Raw genomic sequence first — 15,656 nt, 5'->3', positions numbered from 1 at the left:
CCGAAGCGGGTTCATCGTTCGACTTGCATGTGTTAAGCACGCCGCCAGCGTTCGTCCTGAGCCAGGATCAAACTCTCCGTGAATGATTACCCGTAATCGGGTGCACACCACGAGAGCGGAACAGTCAAGCGGAATAAGCCCGACCGTTCACAGCGTCCTCGCTGTGTTTACTGCATCAAAGGAACCTCGACCACCACACATCGCGGTGGACGGGGTATCAACATATCTGGCGTTGATTTTTGGCACGCTGTTGAGTTCTCAAGGAACGGACGCTTCCTTCGTACTCACCCAAGAATTTCTCTCAGGCTTTCCTCCGGGCAGTTTCCCTTCGGTCTTTCAGGTCCTGCTGTCTTGCGTTTCCAACCTTACCAGATCGTTTTTTGATCCGATTCCCTGTTGGCGGGATTGTCTGGGCTTTCCGGCTTTCGCTCGTCGGCCTTTCGACATTCACTACGTTAGCCGATCCCCTCGGCAACTCATAATCGAGTTTCTGCGCGTTCGCAATTCAGCGTGCGGGCACGTCGAAATTGCCCCCGCTGAGAGGGAGTCGTAGGTAGTGGTTTGGCCGCTTCCGGCTGCAGGCGATCGCCGTACCCGGTTCAAGCGGCTCGGGCTACATTACGGATCCCCCAAGGGCGCGTCAAGTTGACCGACGACGGGGCACATGGGCCCGATAGGGGCTCACCGTAGGGTCGTTGGAGATCCAGAAGCGCCAGGGGTGGACGCCCCCGTCGCCGGCCACGCCGGTGCGCGGACCGCTCCTCACCTGCTCGGGGATCGCGGGGGTACCCGTCAGGACCGTGATCGGTGCGGCTCCGGGGGCGCAGGCGTCCGTACCGTCGAGAGCCCTGTCCACGTCCAGGGCTGTGGCCAGGCGGGCCGGGCCTTTGGCCAGTTCCTTGTCGTTTCGGGCCGAAATTCGACGTTTGCGGGCGAGTTCGGCGCCCTCGATGATCTCGCCGGCGCGGAGCAGGACCCCGCTGGCCGTGCCCTCGGGGCCGCACACGAGGTTCATGCAGTGCCACATGCCGTAGGTGAAGTAGACGTACACATGGCCGGGCGGACCGAACATCACGCTGTTGCGGGGTGTGGGGCCGCGATAGGCGTGGGAGCCGGGGTCGTTCGGGCCGTCGTAGGCCTCCACCTCTGTGAGGCGGAGTTCGATCGGACCGTCCGGGGTGGTGCGGACGACGGTGCGGCCCAGGAGGTCGGGGGCGACCTCCAGTACTGGCCGGTCGAAGAACTCCCTGGGCAGGGGCGTACGGTCAGCGGGCGCGATCATGCCGTCCGAGCGTAGTGCAGGCGTGTCTCCGTCGACGGGGTGGCCAGGAAGCGTCCGCCTTGCCAGGGTGAGGCACGGAACCGGCCACGGCCGGATCGCGTTTCTAAGGATCAAGGGATCGCAAGGATCGCTGGAGAAGGAGAGACATGGCGTTCAAGAAGCTGCTCGCGAGCCTGGGTGCCGGTGGGGCTTCGGTCGAGACGGTGTTGACAGAGGTCAACGTCGTTCCGGGCGGTGTCGTCCAGGGTGAGGTGCGGATCCAGGGCGGTTCCGTGCCCCAGCAGATCGAGGGTCTGTCCGTCGGGCTCCAGGCCAAGGTCGAGGTCGAGAGCGGCGACCAGGAGTACAAGCAGGACGTCGAGTTCACGAAGGTGCGGCTCGGTGGTGCCTTCGAGGTGCAGGCCGGTGCCGTGCACACCGTGCCGTTCGGGCTGGAGATCCCCTGGGAGACGCCGGTCACGGTCATCGACGGTCAGCCGTTGCGCGGGATGCACATCGGGGTGACCACCGAGCTGGCCATCGCGCGTGCCGTCGACTCCGGTGACCTCGACCCCATCAACGTGCACCCGTTGCCCGCGCAGAAGGCGATCCTGGACGCGTTCCTCCAGCTGGGCTTCCGGTTCAAGAACGCCGACCTGGAGCGCGGTCACATTCGCGGCACTCGGCAGCGGCTGCCCTTCTACCAGGAGGTCGAGTTCTACCCGCCGGCGCGCTACCAGGGCCTGAGCCAGGTCGAGTTGAGCTTCGTCGCCGACGAGAACGCGATGGACGTCGTGCTGGAGATGGACAAGAAGCCCGGGCTGTTCAGCGAGGGCAGTGACACCTTCCGGTCGTTCCAGGTGGGCCTGCACGACTACCAGAACACGGACTGGGCGGCGTACTTGAACCAGTGGCTGGCCGCGGTCGGCAGCAAGCGCAACTGGTTCTAGTGACAAATGAGGGCCCGGTAACGCCGTTCGGCGTTGCCGGGCCCTCTGTCGGGTCGGGCCCGTTGGATGTTCGGGTGCCGCTCGCCTCCGCGGAGGAGGTGGCAACTAGGCTGGTTGCCAGGGCCGTCAGGGCCGTGATCAGGGTTCGATACTCGTCCGATCCCACCAGGAGGTATCCACGTGACCGAGCTGAAGAGGCCGCCGCTGCCGCACGACTTCCATCCGCCCGTGCCGTCGTTCACGGTCACGAGCGAGGACGTCGAGGCGGGGGCGACGCTCAAGGACGCTCAGGTCTACGCGTCCGGCAACACCTCGCCGCAGCTGCGGTGGGAGGGGTTCCCGCCGGAGACCAAGAGCTTCGCGGTGACCTGCTACGACCCGGACGCGCCCACGGGCAGCGGGTTCTGGCACTGGGTCGCCTTCGACATCCCGGCCTCCGTGACCGAGTTGGCGACGGGCGCGGGCAGCGGCAAGTTCGAGGGGCTGCCCGAGGGCGTGGTCCAGGCGCGCAACGACTACGGCACGAGGGACTTCGGCGGTGCGGCGCCGCCGGCCGGGGACGGTCCGCACCGGTATGTGTTCACGGTGTACGCCGTGGATCAGGAGAAGTTGGGTCCGGACGCGGACGCGTCTCCCGCGTACGTCGGTTTCAATCTGCGGTTCCACGCGATCGCGCGCGCCCAACTCGTCGGGGAGTACGAGGTTCCCGCCGAGGACTGATTCCCCGAAGACTGACGTTCATTGAACGTTTGCCCGCCTCTGGTCTTGGAAGTGATCAGAGGCGGGCATTTTTTGTGCCGGGGGTCCGGGGGTTGTCCCCGGGTGAGCACAGATATTGCGTTGTCCATCTCGGCGTGCCCGGCCAGAGTTGATCCATGCCCGCCCGCCACGTGGTGGGCCGGTGAGCATAGGAGGTGGGCTGGATGCGGGACACGCTGGTACTGAACGCGAGCTTCGAGCCGCTGTCGACGGTGACGTTGAACCGGGCCGTCGTTCTGGTGCTGCAGGACAAGGCCGTTGTCGAGCAGGCCCACCCCGAGATCCGTATGCGCGGCGCGGCGGTCGACATACCCGCGCCCCGGGTGATCAGGCTGTGCCGCTATGTCCGGGTGCCGTTCCGAAGACAAGCACCGTGGTCGAGGCGGGGTGTGCTGGTCCGGGACCGGCACAAGTGCGCGTACTGCGGTCGCCGGGCGACGACCGTGGACCATGTGGTGCCTCGGTCGCTGGGTGGGCAGGACTCGTGGCTGAACACGGTGGCCTCGTGCGCGGAGGACAACCACCGTAAGGCGGCGCGGACTCCGGAGCAGGCGGGGATGCCGCTGTTGCGGCTGCCGTTCGAGCCCTCGCCCGCGGACGCGATGCTGTTGTCCTTGGGGCCGGGGGAGTTCGATGCTCTGCCGGAGTGGTTGGTGCAGCCGGCGGCGTAGTTCCGTGCGGGTGGGACTTTTTTGGGGTCCGGCGGTAGTTCGTCGGCTGCCGGTTCGATGTGGCTGATCGCGCAGTTCCCCGCGCCCCTTCAGGGGCGCGGGGTCTCTCTGAGCCGTCAGTCTGTGATTGAGGGCTTTTCTCGGCGTTCGGCGCCGCCGCCACCGCCCGAGTTGTCTCCGCCGCCGCCCGAACCGCCGCCCATGGCCCCGAAGTTGCCCATGGCGCCGGACAGGCCCTTGAGGGCGTCGCCGATCTCGCTGGGGACGATCCAGAGCTTGTTGGCGTCGCCCTGGGCGATCTTCGGGAGCATCTGGAGGTACTGGTAGGAGAGGAGCTTCTGGTCCGGGTCTCCGGCGTGGATGGCCTCGAAGACCGTACGGACCGCCTGGGCCTCACCCTCGGCGCGCAGGGCGGCGGCCTTGGCCTCACCCTCGGCGCGCAGGATCGCGGACTGCTTCTCACCTTCCGCCGTGAGGATCTGGGACTGGCGGATACCTTCGGCGGTAAGGATCGCGGCGCGCTTGTCACGGTCGGCGCGCATCTGCTTCTCCATCGAGTCCTGGATGGAGGTCGGCGGCTCGATCGCCTTCAGCTCGACGCGGTTGACGCGGATGCCCCACTTGCCTGTCGCCTCGTCGAGGACGCCGCGCAGGGCCGCGTTGATCTCCTCGCGGGAGGTCAGGGTCCGCTCCAGGTCCATGCCGCCGATGATGTTGCGGAGCGTGGTGACGGTGAGCTGCTCGATGGCCTGGATGTAGCTCGCGACCTCGTACGTCGCCGCCCGCGCGTCCGTCACCTGGTAGTAGATGACGGTGTCGATGTTGACGACCAGGTTGTCCTGGGTGATCACCGGCTGCGGCGGGAAGGGGACGACCTGCTCGCGGAGGTCGATGCGGTTGCGGATGGTGTCGATGAACGGGACGACGATGTTCAGGCCCGCGTTGAGCGTTCGCGTGTAACGGCCGAACCGTTCCACGATGGCCGCGCTCGCTTGCTGGATGACCTGGATGGTCTTGATCAGGGCGATGAAGACCAACACCACCAGAATGATCAGGACGATGATGATGGGTTCCATCGTGGCTCCCCGTACCCTTCTCCGCCTTGGCGCTTACGGAAAGATCGTATGCCTGTTGAAGATCTTGCTTGTTGAAGATCTTGCTGGTCGAGTGTGACAGACCGTCGACCGCCTCGTGCACGTTCCGTTCACTTGCGTCGTGCGAGGTCACATGACGATCGCCGTGGCCCCTTCGATCTCGACGACGTCCACTTCCTGGCCCACCTCGTAGGCGACTTGGGCGTCGAGGGAGCGGGCCGACCAGATCTCTCCGGCGAGCTTGATCCGGCCACCGGAGCCGTCGACGCGTTCCAGGACGACGGCCTGTTTGCCCTTCAACGCGTCGATTCCGGAGAGGAGTTGGGGCCGGTCGGCGCGGTGCCGGGTCGCGATGGGCCGTACGACGGCGATGAGCGCCGTGGACACGACGGCGAACACGAGCACCTGGACGACGAGTCCGCCGCCGAGTCCGGCCGCGCCGGCAGCCGCCAGGGCGCCCACGGCCAGCATGCCGAGTTCCGGCATCGCGGTCACCACGAGCGGGATACCCAGCGCCACGGCGCCGACGAGCCACCACACCCATGCGTCGATGTCGTTCACGTCGTCATGGTATGTCCGCGGGCCTGGTCACCGACAGGGCGCCGATCAACTTGGCACCGGCTTCTTCCAGTTGTTCCGCGAGGTGACCGGCGTGCCGGGCCAAGTTCCGTGTGCCGTCAGGCCATTGGCAGGCCCTGCGCGCTCCAGCGTTCGCCGCGCTGCTCGACGACCAGCGGGAGGCCGAAGCACATCGACAGGTTGCGGGAGGTGAGTTCGAGCTCCAGGGGGCCGGCGGCGAGCACCTTGCCCTGCCGGATCATCAGGACGTGGGTGAAGCCCGGGGCGATCTCCTCGACATGGTGCGTGACCATGATCATGGAGGGTGCGATCGGGTCGCGGGCCAGCCGGCCGAGGCGGCGTACGAGGTCCTCGCGACCGCCGAGGTCGAGGCCGGCGGCGGGCTCGTCGAGGAGCAGCAGCTCGGGGTCGGTCATCAGGGCACGGGCGATGAGGGTGCGCTTGCGCTCGCCCTCCGAGAGAGTGCCGAAGCGGCGGTCGAGGTAGTCGCTCATGCCGAGCCGGTCGAGGAACGCGCGGGCGCGCTGCTCGTCGATGTCCTCGTACTCCTCCTGCCAGCCCGCCGTCATGCCGTACGCGGCGGTCAGCACCGTCTGGAGCACGGTCTGGCGCTTGGGCAGCTTCTCGGCCATGGCGATGCCCGCCATGCCGATACGCGGGCGCAGTTCGAAGACGTCGACCTTGCCGAGGGTCTCGCCGAGGATGGTGGCGGTGCCCTGGCTGGGGTAGAGGTAGCTGGACGCGAGGTTCAGGAGGGTGGTCTTGCCGGCGCCGTTCGGGCCGAGGATGACCCAGCGTTCGCCCTCCTTGACCGACCAGGAGACCTGGTCCACCAGAGCCCGGCCCTCGCGGACCACGGATACGTCCTCCAGCTCCAGAACATCGCTCATGAGCGGGTTGTCTCCCATTGCAGTGTCGGCCAGTCTCGCGTTCGTGTGCGCCTGTGGGCGCAGCCCCCCACGAAATCTACGCCACCGGTCGGCCGCTCCAGCCCCTCGGTCGGTCCTTAGGGTGGAGGCATGCTCTCGGAACCACGCTCAGGACGACTGGCCGCATGGGGAAATGCCCTGTTGGCCGGACTTGTTTCGCCGGACGACGCGGTAGTGGCCATCGTCGGGGAGGACGCCGTGCACCGGGTCGAGGGGCTGCCCGGCGAATCGGCGCCGGTCGGTCTCACCCTCGCGCTGGGGCGGCTGCGGACGCTCGGTGCGTCCGGGCTACGCATCGCGCTGCCCGCGCCCGGGCATCCGCTCGGGCTCAGCGGTCCCCCCGAGTTCAACGCGCGGGCGCTGGACGCGGAGGAGGCGGTGATCTGCGAGGGCGTCGCGCTGGGCCTGGTGCCCGAGGTGTACGAGGCCGGGCCGGCCGGCGACGTACATGTCGAGGTCGTCTGGCACTGCCTCCCGGTGCGCGAGGCGCCGCCCGCCGATGTGCCGTCCCTCGGCGAGGCCGAGCGGGAGTTGGCGGAGGCGTTGCGGGACGCGACGGCGGTGTTGGCCCGGCTGGACCTCGCCGGATCGGGGCCGGTCGCGGAGGCGGCGATCGACGCGTACCGGGCGCGGGCGGAGGTTGGACGCGAGGTGCTGGCGCCGGGGTATCCGCCGCGGGCGGTACGGGTGCTGGAGCTGGCGCAGCGGGTGGGACTGCTGATCTCGGTGGCGTCGGAGAACGGGCCCGGCGGGGCGGTCAGCGCCTCGGAGATAGCGGCGCGGGCGGAGGCGTTGCGGCCGGTGGAGCGGACGGCTCGGCGGGCGCAGGTCGCGGCGTACAACTCCGTTGTGGTGGAGCGGGGGGTGCGGTGAGGGTTGCTCTGCGGTGAGGGTTGGTCGGTGTGGGCGTCGCTGGGGGCTGCCGCCCCCAGGCCCCCGCTTCGGCCTGGACGGCCTCGTCCTCAAACGCCGGACGGGCTGAGGAGTGAACGTCGAGAGCCCCGCGAACCGTTCTCGTTCGCGGGGCTCTCGGTGTTGCCGTCCGGTGTCAGTCGTTGACGCCGTTGTTGCCGAAGGCCGGGTTCAGCAGGCCGATGACGTTGACGCTGTTGCCGACGGCGTTGACCGGGACGTGCACGGGGACCTGGCCGAGGTTGCCCGAGCCGACGCCCGGGGACTTCGCGGTCACACCGTGGGCGTCGGAGTCGGCGACAGCGATACCGGCACCCGCGCCCGCGGCGGCACCGGCGATGGTGACGGCCACGGCGGCCTTCTTGGCGATGTTCATGGGAAACGTCCTCCTGCGATTGCGTGGGCGACCCGGCCGCGGGTCGTACGCTGCGCAACGCGGGAGAGGTGCCGGGCGATACGGATCCCCACGGTGAAATGCCCGTTTGGGGCAATCCGCGACACCCGGTCGGCCTCCCGGGGGTTCCGCTAGCGGTTGAGGCCGAGGTTGCCGAAGGCGGGGTTCAGCACGCCGATGACGTTGACGCTGTTGCCCACCACGTTCACCGGGACGTGCACCGGGGCCTGGACGAGGTTGCCCGAGGCGACGCCCGGCGAACCGACGGCGTGGCCGTTCGCGTGCGAGCCGCTCCCGTGGGAGCCGTTGCCGTGCGAGCCGCCCCCGTGAGAGCCGTCCGTGGCGGAGGCGAAACCGGCGCCGGCGGCGACCAGGCCACCCGCGATCATCGTGACGGCGGCGGCCTTCTTCAGGTTCTTCACTTCTGTGCCCTCCCATTGCGTCCACCGCGGCAGATCGCCGCGGCACGCACTGGAGAACGCCGGAGATCCACGAAGGATGCGCCATCCGGGTGACATTCCCACGACGGTATGAATCTCAGCCCGGAAGGGAACGTTCCGAGTTGCCGCTCATCCGGTCACACCATGACGTACCGCCCACAGCGCCGCCTGGGTGCGGTCCGCCAGGTCGAGTTTCATCAGGATGTTCGAGACATGGGTCTTGACCGTCTTCTCGGAGAGGACCAGGGCCCGGGCTATCTCGCGGTTCGAGCGGCCGTCCGCGATCAGGGTCAGTACTTCCCGCTCCCGCTCGGTGAGTGAGCCGCCCCTCCCCTGGCCCGAGTGCGTCTCCTCCTGGGTGAGCAGCGCGCCCGCGACCTCCGGCTGAAGCAGGATGTGTCCGGCGTGCACGGAGCGGATGGCGCCGGCGAGGGCGTCCGGGTCGATGTCCTTGTAGACGTATCCGGCGGCTCCCGCGCGCAGGGCCGGGACCACCGTGCGCTGCTCGGTGAAGCTCGTGACGATCAGCACGCGCGCGGGGTTGTCGAGTTCGCGGAGCTTGCGCAGCGCCTCGACGCCGTCCATGCCCGGCATCTTGACGTCCATGAGGACGACGTCGGGTTTCAGTTCCTCCGCCCGTTCGACTCCCTCGGCGCCGTCCGACGCCTCGCCCACGACCTCGATGTCGCCCTGTACTTCGAGGAAGGTGCGCAGGCCCCGGCGGACCACCTGGTGGTCGTCGACGAGCAGTACCTTGATCGTGTCAGCCACCGGGGACCTCCATCTCGACGGTGGTGCCCTTTCCGGGCGCCGATTGCACGTCCAGCCGGCCGCCGACCCCGCTCGCCCGGTCCCGCATGGAGACCAGGCCGAGGTGGCGTCCGGCGCTGCGCACCGCCGTGGGGTCGAAGCCGCAGCCGTCGTCAGTGATACGCAGGGCGGCGCCGCTCTGGCCGCGCTTTGCCAGGGTCACCTCCACCAGGGCCGCCCCGGAGTGCCGCAGCGCGTTGTGCAGGGCCTCCTGGGCGACCCGCAGCAGGGCCTCCTCCTGGGCCGCCGGGAGGGCGCGCACGCCGAGGCTGTCGAAGGTCACGCGCGCGGAGTGGGCGCGGTCGAGGACCTGGACGTGGGTGCGGAGCGTGGCGATCAGGCCGTCCTCGTCCAGGGCGGCGGGGCGCAGCTCCACGACCGCGGCGCGCAGTTCGTCGGCGGCCTCCGCGGCGAGCGCGGCCACCTGTTGCAGCTCGCCCTTGGCGCGGGCGGGGTCGCGGTCCACCAGGGCAGCGGCTGCCTGGGCCGTCAGGCGCAGGGAGAACAACTTCTGGCTGACCGCGTCGTGCAGTTCGTGGGCGAGGCGGGAGCGTTCCTCCGCGATGGTCAGTTCGCGGCTGCGTTCGTAGAGGCGGGCGTTGGTCAGGGCGATCGCCGCGTGCTGGGCGAGGATCGTGAGGAGGTCCTCGTCGTCCTCCGTGAAGCCGCAGCAGCCCGACGGTTTGTCGCAGTTCTTGTTGGCGAGGAAGAGGGCGCCGAGCACCTCTTCGCCGTCGCGGATCGGCAGGCCCAGGAAGTCGGACATGTCGGGGTGGGCGGAGGGCCAGCCCTCGAAGCGCGGGTCCTCGCGGACGTCGGCCAGTCGCTCGACCCTGGCCTCCTGGAGCATCGCGGCGAGGATGCCGTGCTGGCGCGGGAGGGGGCCGATGGCCTTCCACTGGGCGTCGCTGACGCCGTCGACCACGAACTGGGCGAAGCCGCCGTGGTCGTCCGGTACGCCGAGGGCCGCGTACTGCGCGTCGAGCAGTTCTCTGGCGGAGGCGACGATCGTCTTGAGGACGTCGCGCACCTCCAGATGCCTGCTCATGGCCAGCAGTGCGGCGCTCACCGCGGACAGACCGGACCGTGGTCCTTGACTCATGCCCTCACGGTACCGGCGGGGTGTGACAGTGCGTATCCGCCCTGTGGCCGCCCTGCCTGGGCCTTGGGGACTAGGCCGAAGGGCCCCACCGGGTTGCGGCCCCGGTACGAGGCGGTCCGGGCGGTCCCGTTCCTACGTTGGGCACACGGCCGATCATCGGCGGCCGTGGACGAGGGGACGCATGTCATGCCGGTAGCGATCATCACGGGGGCTTCCAAGGGGCTGGGACGGGCGCTGGCGTCCGCGCTCGCGCAACGCGGCTGGGATCTCGTACTGGACGCCAGGACCCCGGAGGCCCTGCACACCACCGCGGAGGCGCTCTCCGCGTACGGAGGGGGCGTCCAGGCCCTTCCCGGGGATGTCACGGACGCCGGTCACCGGGTCGCGCTGGTCTCGGCGGCGTGGGACCTGGGCGGGGTCGATCTGGTGGTGAGCAACGCGAGCGCGCTGGGCGCCGAGCCGCTCGTACGGCTGGAAGCACTGCCCCTGGAGGGGCTGCGGCGGGCGCTGGAGGTGAATGTCGTGGCCGCGCTGGGGCTGGTCCAGGAGGCGCTGCCGCTGTTGCGGGAGTCGGCGGCCGGGGCGGTGATCGCCGTCAGTTCGGACGCGGCGGCCGAGGCGTACGAGACGTGGGGTGGCTACGGGGCGTCCAAGGCGGCTCTCGACCAGCTGGCGGCGGTGCTCGGGGCGGAGGAGCCCGGGGTGCGGGTCTGGGCGGTGGACCCCGGTGACATGGGGACGGACCTGTACGCGGCGGCCGTACCGGACGACGGCGATCCTCGGCCCGAGCCCGCCTCCGTCGTGCCCGCCTTCCTGCGGTTGCTGGACGAGCGGCCGGCCAGTGGGCGGTACTCGGCGCCGTCCCTGCTGGAGGTGCGATGACGCTGGCCGTGCAGGTGCCGGAGGAGCTGTCCGCGCGGGTGCCGGTCGAGCAGCGCGGGCCGGGGCTCGGGCGGGGCGACGTCCGGCTGCTCGTGTCTCGGGGGACCGCGGTGTCGCATCACGTGTTCGGCGAGCTGCCCCGGCTGTTGCGGGCCGGGGATCTGCTGGTCGTCAACACGTCGCCGACGGTGGCCGCCGCTGTGGACGGGCGGATCGGGCACGCGCGCGTGGTGGTGCATTTCTCGACGTGCGGGGACGACGGGCGGTGGGCCGTCGAGCTGCGGGAGCCCGACGGGGCGGGCACCACGCGCGCGCGTGCGGGTGGGCCCGCGGGGACGGTCGTACGGCTGCCCGGCGGTGTGCGGCTGGTCCTGGAGGAGCCGCTCGTCGCGTGCGGTGCGCGGCTGTGGTGGGCGCGGGCGGACGGGCGGGTGCCCGGCGTGCTGCGGGAGCACGGGCGGCCCATTCGTTACTCCTATACGGAACGGGACCAGCCGTTGTCCGTCTATCAGACGGTGTTCGCGCTGCCGTCCGGCGACGGGGCGGGCAGCGCGGAGATGCCGAGTGCCGCGCGGCCCTTCACCGCGCCGCTGGTGGCGGAGCTGGTGAGCCGGGGTGTGCAGTTCGCGCCCGTGCGGCTGCACACGGGGGTCGCGTCGGCGGAGGCGCACGAGCCGCCGTATCCCGAGCGGTTCGCGGTGCCGGAGGCCTCGGCGCGGCTGGTCAACGCCGTGCGGGCCGGGGACGGGCGGGTCGTGGCGGTCGGGACGACGGCCGTACGGGCCCTGGAGTCGGCCGCCGGGCCCGACGGGGTGGTCCGGGCGGCCGAGGGGTGGACCGACCTCGTGGTGACGCCCGAGCGGGGCGTACGGGTCGTCGACGGGCTGCTGACGGGGCTGCACGAGCCGCAGGCGTCGCATCTGCTGATGCTGGAGGCGGTCGCGGGGCGTGCGGCGGTCGACCGCGGGTATGAGGAGGCACTGCGCGAGCGGTACCTGTGGCACGAGTTCGGGGACGTGCATCTCCTCCTTCCGGCGGAGGCCTGAGGCAGGAGCCTCACTCTGAGCGTTGCTCTCGCAACCAATGGTGAGATGCGTGGGCGGCTCGTGTGACCCCGCACATAGGACGCACATCACTTACTAGCGACCATAGGAGACAAACGCTTCCCCGGTGAGCGGGAAAGACGCTCCGGTCTGTCCCATTTTGCCCTTCACGGGTCCACTACCCCTCGTAGTACGTCACACCTTTGCCACACAATTTTGCGACCGCTAAGAATGGCAGCCGTCGCTCAGCGCCGCGGGTTCCCCCCGCGGCGTTTGTGCCGGAAGCACCACTGTCCCCACCGGACTCCGAGCGACCTCCGCGCTATTCGAAGAGGTCCACCGCCATGTCCCAGAACACCGCCACTCCCGGTCATAGTCCGAGCCGCCGTACGTCGGCCAGGAGCCGCAAGCTCGCGCTCGCCGGTGCAGCCACGTTCGGCGCCGCCGCCCTCGCCTTCACCCTGGTGCCGGCGGGCGAGGCGCAGACGACCTCCGAGGCCGTCTCCACCGCTCCCGTGGTGTTCAGCCAGACCCAGCTCAAGGACGTGAAGGCGAGCGTCACCGACCAGCTGGCCGGTGCGAGCGTGAAGGCCGAGGCCGCCGCGGCGAAGAAGAAGGCGGCCGACGCGGCTGCCGCGAAGAAGGCGGCTGCCAAGAAGGCCGCCGCTAGGAAGGCCGCGGCGAAGGCGGCGAAGGAGCGCGCCGCGAAGGAGGCCGCGAGCCGGGCCGCCAAGCGCGCCGCGCTCAAGAAGGCCGCCGTGAAGTCGTACAGCAACAACCTGGACGGCTGGATCAAGGAGTCCCTGGACATCATGAAGTCCAAGGGCATACCGGGTACGTACAACGGTCTGTACCGCAACATCATCCGGGAGTCCTCGGGCAACCCGAACGCGATCAACAACTGGGACGTCAACGCGATCAACGGCACCCCGTCGATCGGTCTGCTGCAGATCATCAAGCCGACCTTCGACGCCTACCACGTCTCGGGCACCGTCCACAGCCAGTACGACCCGGTCGCCAACATCACCGCCGCCGCCAACTACGCGGCCGACAAGTACGGCTCGATCGACAACGTCAACGGCGCGTACTGAGGTCGGCGCGGACCTCTCGTACGCCGAAGGGCGGCACCCCCACCGGGGTGCCGCCCTTCACCGTCGTACGTCCGTGATCACTTGCGCATGACCTCGGGCTCGTGGCGGCGCAGGAAGCGGGCCACGAAGAAGCCGCAGATCACGCCGAGGGCGATCAGGGCGGCCATGTCCATGCCCCAGGCGGCGGCCGTGTGGTCCCAGAGGGGGTCCGTGTTGCCGGGGTCGTCGACGTTCGGGCTGATCTTGTTGAAGTCGAGCGTGGCACCGGCGGCGGCGACCGCCCAGCGGGACGGCATCAGGTACGAGAACTCGTTGACGCCGATGTTGCCGTTCAGGATGAACAGGCAGCCCGTGAACACGACCTGGACGATCGCGAACATGACCAGCAGCGGCATCGTCTTCTCGGAGGTCTTCACCAGCGAGGAGATGACCAGGCCGAACATCATCGAGGTGAAGCCGAGCGCCATGATCGGGATGGAGAGTTCGAGCAGGACGAACTTGCCGAAGATCAGGCCCTCTTCGGGGATCGTGCGGCTGGCGAAGCCGATCGCGCCGACCATCAGACCCTGGAGGATCGTGATGACGCCGAGGACGATCACCTTGGACATCAGATAGGCGGAGCGCGAGAGACCGGTCGCGCGCTCCCGTTCGTAGATGACCCGTTCCTTGATCAGTTCGCGGACGGAGTTCGCGGCGCCGGCGAAGCAGGCGCCCACCGCGAGGATGAGCAGGACGGTGGTGGCCGTGCCGTTCGGGACGTTCAGGCCGTTTCTGGCCAGTTTGCCGGGCAGCAGGGTCTTGTCCGGGTCGATGAGCAGGCTCACCGCGCCGAGCACCGCGGGCAGGATCACCGTGAGCGCCAGGAAGCCCTTGTCGGAGGCGATGACCGACGTGTACCGCCTGATCAGGGTCATCAACTGGGAGCCCCAGCCCTGCGGCTTGGGCGGGCGCATGGCCTGCGCGGACGGCATGGTCACCGACTGCGGGGCGACGGCGTCGATGTCCGCGGCGTACATCTGGTAGTGCTGCGAGCCCTTCCAGCGGCCCGCCCAGTCGTAGTCGCGGTAGTTCTCGAAGGCGGAGAAGACATCGGCCCAGGTGTCGTAGCCGAAGAAGTTCAGGGCCTCCTCGGGCGGGCCGAAGTACGCGACCGCGCCGCCCGGCGCCATGACCAGCAGCTTGTCGCACAGCGCCAGTTCGGCGACCGAGTGCGTGACGACCAGGACCGTACGGCCGTCGTCGGCGAGGCCGCGCAGCAGCTGCATGACGTCGCGGTCCATGCCCGGGTCGAGGCCGGAGGTCGGCTCGTCCAGGAAGATCAGCGACGGCTTGGTGAGCAGCTCCAGGGCCACCGAGACGCGCTTGCGCTGGCCGCCGGAGAGGGAGGTGACCTTCTTCTCCTTGTGGATGTCGAGCTTCAGCTCGCGCAGCACCTCGTCTATGCGGTGCTCGCGCTCCTGCGTCGTGGTGTCGGCGGGGAAGCGCAGCTTGGCCGCGTACTTGAGGGCCTTCTTGACGGTCAGTTCCTTGTGCAGGATGTCGTCCTGCGGGACCAGACCGATGCGCTGGCGCAGCTCGGCGAACTGCTTGTAGAGGTTCCGGTTGTCGTAGAGGACGTCGCCCTCGTTGGCGGGCCGGTAGCCGGTGAGCGCCTTCAGGAGCGTCGACTTGCCGGAGCCGGACGGGCCGATGACCGCGATCAGGGACTTCTCGGGTACGCCGAAGGAGACGTCCTTGAGGATCTGCTTGCCGCCGTCCACCGTGACCGTCAGGTGGCGGGCCGAGAAGGAGATCTCGCCGGTGTCGACGAACTCCTCAAGGCGGTCGCCGACCAGGCGGAACGTGGAGTGGCCGACGCCGACGATGTCGTTCGCGCCGAGCAGGGCGGTGCCGCCCTTGGCGATCGGCATGCCGTTGACGTACGTGCCGTTGTGCGAGCCCAGGTCACGGATCTCGAAGCGGCCGTCGGGCGTCGCGTGGAACTCGGCGTGGTTGCGGGAGACCTGGAGGTCGGAGACGACCAGGTCGTTCTCCAGGGCGCGGCCGATGCGCATGACGCGGCCGAGGAGCAGCTGGTGGAAGGTGGTCGGGCTGCGGTCGCCGTACACCGGCGGCGCCCCCGCGCCCGGCCCGGGACCCTGCTGCTGCGGGATCGCGGCGGGCTGCTGCTGCGGCTCGGACCGGGGCCAGCTCTGCTCCGGTGTCTGCTGTTGCGGCGACGGCTGCTGAGCCCAGCCGGGGCTCGCGCCCTGGGCCGCGAAGGGCTGCTGCTGGGGCTGCGCCGTCTGCGCCACCTGCGGTGTCGCGACCGAGGCGGCACTGCTGGAGAGGTTGAGACGCGGGCCGTCGGTGGCGTTGCCGAGATGGACGGACGAGCCGGGCCCGATCTCCATCTGATGGATGCGCTGCCCCTGCACGAAGGTGCCGTTGGTGCTGCCGTGGTCCTCGATGGCCCAGCTCCGGCCTCCCCAGCTGATCGTGGCGTGCCGCCAGGAGACCCTGGCGTCATCGAGCACGACGTCGCCCTGCGGATCGCGTCCGAGGGTGTAGGGCCTGGACGAATCGAGCGTCCAGGTCCGTCCGTTCAATTCCAGTACGAGTTCCGGCACTCCATGCCCCACTGAGTTGTCCCCCGAAATTTGCCCCAACACGGGGAGTCTAGGGATGTCGAACATCGTGGGGAACTATTTCAGGCTCAGCCCCCTGACCGAAAGTCGGGCCTTGCGGACGGGGCGTGGA

At 69.3% G+C, this 15,656-nt stretch carries 16 protein-coding genes and 1 rRNA gene; 7 read left to right on the top strand and 10 right to left on the bottom strand.

The window, feature by feature from the left end:
• Together CW359_RS38610 and CW359_RS38600 are read right to left on the bottom strand one after the other, a co-directional pair.
• Nucleotides 1-83 (bottom strand): 16S ribosomal RNA (locus CW359_RS38610); the annotation flags it as partial.
• A 557-nt stretch (nt 84-640) separates the two neighbouring features.
• Nucleotides 641-1,282 (bottom strand): DNA-3-methyladenine glycosylase, encoded by a 642-nt coding sequence (locus tag CW359_RS38600; protein ID WP_105974890.1) that lies wholly within the window; start codon nt 1,280-1,282, stop codon nt 641-643.
• Nucleotides 1,283-1,428: 146 nt separating this feature from the next.
• Between CW359_RS38600 and CW359_RS38595 the strand changes: the two genes are divergently transcribed.
• From CW359_RS38595 to CW359_RS38585, 3 genes are all read left to right on the top strand, one after another.
• Nucleotides 1,429-2,211, top strand: coding sequence for a sporulation protein (locus CW359_RS38595; protein WP_105974889.1), 783 nt, complete (start codon nt 1,429-1,431; stop codon nt 2,209-2,211).
• Between the two features lie 180 nt (nt 2,212-2,391).
• Nucleotides 2,392-2,931 carry a YbhB/YbcL family Raf kinase inhibitor-like protein gene (locus CW359_RS38590; protein WP_105974888.1) on the top strand — a complete coding sequence of 180 codons (540 nt, stop codon included), beginning with the start codon at nt 2,392-2,394 and terminating at the stop codon, nt 2,929-2,931.
• Between the two features lie 203 nt (nt 2,932-3,134).
• Nucleotides 3,135-3,641 (top strand): HNH endonuclease, encoded by a 507-nt coding sequence (locus tag CW359_RS38585; RefSeq protein WP_105974887.1) that lies wholly within the window; start codon nt 3,135-3,137, stop codon nt 3,639-3,641.
• A 116-nt stretch (nt 3,642-3,757) separates the two neighbouring features.
• Here the strand turns inward: CW359_RS38585 and CW359_RS38580 are convergent, their stop codons facing one another.
• From CW359_RS38580 to CW359_RS38570, 3 genes are all read right to left on the bottom strand, one after another.
• Nucleotides 3,758-4,717, bottom strand: coding sequence for an SPFH domain-containing protein (locus tag CW359_RS38580; protein WP_105974886.1), 960 nt, complete (start codon nt 4,715-4,717; stop codon nt 3,758-3,760).
• A gap of 147 nt (nt 4,718-4,864) precedes the next feature.
• Nucleotides 4,865-5,296, bottom strand: coding sequence for an NfeD family protein (locus CW359_RS38575; RefSeq protein ID WP_105974885.1), 432 nt, complete (start codon nt 5,294-5,296; stop codon nt 4,865-4,867).
• 116 nt (nt 5,297-5,412) lie between these two features.
• Nucleotides 5,413-6,204: an ABC transporter ATP-binding protein gene (locus CW359_RS38570; protein ID WP_105974896.1), complete on the bottom strand. Its 792-nt coding sequence runs from the start codon at nt 6,202-6,204 to the stop codon at nt 5,413-5,415.
• A gap of 129 nt (nt 6,205-6,333) precedes the next feature.
• Between CW359_RS38570 and CW359_RS38565 the strand changes: the two genes are divergently transcribed.
• Nucleotides 6,334-7,116 (top strand): hypothetical protein, encoded by a 783-nt coding sequence (locus CW359_RS38565; protein ID WP_105974884.1) that lies wholly within the window; start codon nt 6,334-6,336, stop codon nt 7,114-7,116.
• A gap of 175 nt (nt 7,117-7,291) precedes the next feature.
• Here CW359_RS38565 and CW359_RS38560 read toward each other — a convergent pair whose 3' ends face one another.
• From CW359_RS38560 to CW359_RS38545, 4 genes are all read right to left on the bottom strand, one after another.
• A complete protein-coding gene (locus CW359_RS38560; protein ID WP_105974883.1) occupies nt 7,292-7,531 on the bottom strand; it encodes a chaplin in 240 nt (79 codons plus the stop codon).
• Between the two features lie 149 nt (nt 7,532-7,680).
• The gene (locus tag CW359_RS38555; protein ID WP_105974882.1) at nt 7,681-7,971 is read right to left on the bottom strand and encodes a chaplin; all 291 of its coding nucleotides are present in this window, start codon (nt 7,969-7,971) and stop codon (nt 7,681-7,683) included.
• 147 nt (nt 7,972-8,118) lie between these two features.
• On the bottom strand, nt 8,119-8,760 hold the full coding sequence (locus CW359_RS38550) for a response regulator (protein WP_105974881.1): 642 nt from the start codon (nt 8,758-8,760) through the stop codon (nt 8,119-8,121).
• A complete protein-coding gene (locus tag CW359_RS38545; protein WP_105974880.1) occupies nt 8,753-9,901 on the bottom strand; it encodes a GAF domain-containing sensor histidine kinase in 1,149 nt (382 codons plus the stop codon). The genes CW359_RS38550 and CW359_RS38545 overlap by 8 nt, the downstream gene beginning before the upstream one ends.
• Nucleotides 9,902-10,087: 186 nt before the next feature.
• Between CW359_RS38545 and CW359_RS38540 the strand changes: the two genes are divergently transcribed.
• From CW359_RS38540 to CW359_RS38530, 3 genes are all read left to right on the top strand, one after another.
• Nucleotides 10,088-10,783, top strand: coding sequence for an SDR family NAD(P)-dependent oxidoreductase (locus CW359_RS38540; RefSeq protein ID WP_105974879.1), 696 nt, complete (start codon nt 10,088-10,090; stop codon nt 10,781-10,783).
• Nucleotides 10,780-11,829 (top strand): S-adenosylmethionine:tRNA ribosyltransferase-isomerase, encoded by a 1,050-nt coding sequence (locus CW359_RS38535; protein WP_105974878.1) that lies wholly within the window; start codon nt 10,780-10,782, stop codon nt 11,827-11,829. Before CW359_RS38540 ends, CW359_RS38535 begins: the two co-directional genes overlap by 4 nt.
• Nucleotides 11,830-12,170: 341 nt before the next feature.
• Nucleotides 12,171-12,917 (top strand): transglycosylase SLT domain-containing protein, encoded by a 747-nt coding sequence (locus tag CW359_RS38530; protein WP_105974877.1) that lies wholly within the window; start codon nt 12,171-12,173, stop codon nt 12,915-12,917.
• Nucleotides 12,918-12,994: 77 nt separating this feature from the next.
• Here the strand turns inward: CW359_RS38530 and CW359_RS38525 are convergent, their stop codons facing one another.
• Nucleotides 12,995-15,526: an ABC transporter ATP-binding protein/permease gene (locus CW359_RS38525; RefSeq protein ID WP_232838791.1), complete on the bottom strand. Its 2,532-nt coding sequence runs from the start codon at nt 15,524-15,526 to the stop codon at nt 12,995-12,997.
• Nucleotides 15,527-15,656: the final 130 nt, after the last annotated feature.

Source organism: Streptomyces geranii (assembly GCF_002954775.1).
GTDB classification, from domain to species: domain Bacteria; phylum Actinomycetota; class Actinomycetes; order Streptomycetales; family Streptomycetaceae; genus Streptomyces; species Streptomyces geranii.
This window is presented reverse-complemented; position numbering and strand designations above follow the sequence as displayed.

Coding starts and splice junctions, on each gene's coding strand:
- CW359_RS38600 (WP_105974890.1), bottom strand. CDS start 1,282: ATGATCGCGCCCGCTGACCGTACGCCCCTGCCCAGGGAGTTCTTCGAC.
- CW359_RS38595 (WP_105974889.1), top strand. CDS start 1,429: ATGGCGTTCAAGAAGCTGCTCGCGAGCCTGGGTGCCGGTGGGGCTTCG.
- CW359_RS38585 (WP_105974887.1), top strand. CDS start 3,135: ATGCGGGACACGCTGGTACTGAACGCGAGCTTCGAGCCGCTGTCGACG.
- CW359_RS38580 (WP_105974886.1), bottom strand. CDS start 4,717: ATGGAACCCATCATCATCGTCCTGATCATTCTGGTGGTGTTGGTCTTC.
- CW359_RS38570 (WP_105974896.1), bottom strand. CDS start 6,204: ATGAGCGATGTTCTGGAGCTGGAGGACGTATCCGTGGTCCGCGAGGGC.
- CW359_RS38565 (WP_105974884.1), top strand. CDS start 6,334: ATGCTCTCGGAACCACGCTCAGGACGACTGGCCGCATGGGGAAATGCC.
- CW359_RS38560 (WP_105974883.1), bottom strand. CDS start 7,531: ATGAACATCGCCAAGAAGGCCGCCGTGGCCGTCACCATCGCCGGTGCC.
- CW359_RS38545 (WP_105974880.1), bottom strand. CDS start 9,901: ATGAGTCAAGGACCACGGTCCGGTCTGTCCGCGGTGAGCGCCGCACTG.
- CW359_RS38540 (WP_105974879.1), top strand. CDS start 10,088: ATGCCGGTAGCGATCATCACGGGGGCTTCCAAGGGGCTGGGACGGGCG.
- CW359_RS38535 (WP_105974878.1), top strand. CDS start 10,780: ATGACGCTGGCCGTGCAGGTGCCGGAGGAGCTGTCCGCGCGGGTGCCG.
- CW359_RS38530 (WP_105974877.1), top strand. CDS start 12,171: ATGTCCCAGAACACCGCCACTCCCGGTCATAGTCCGAGCCGCCGTACG.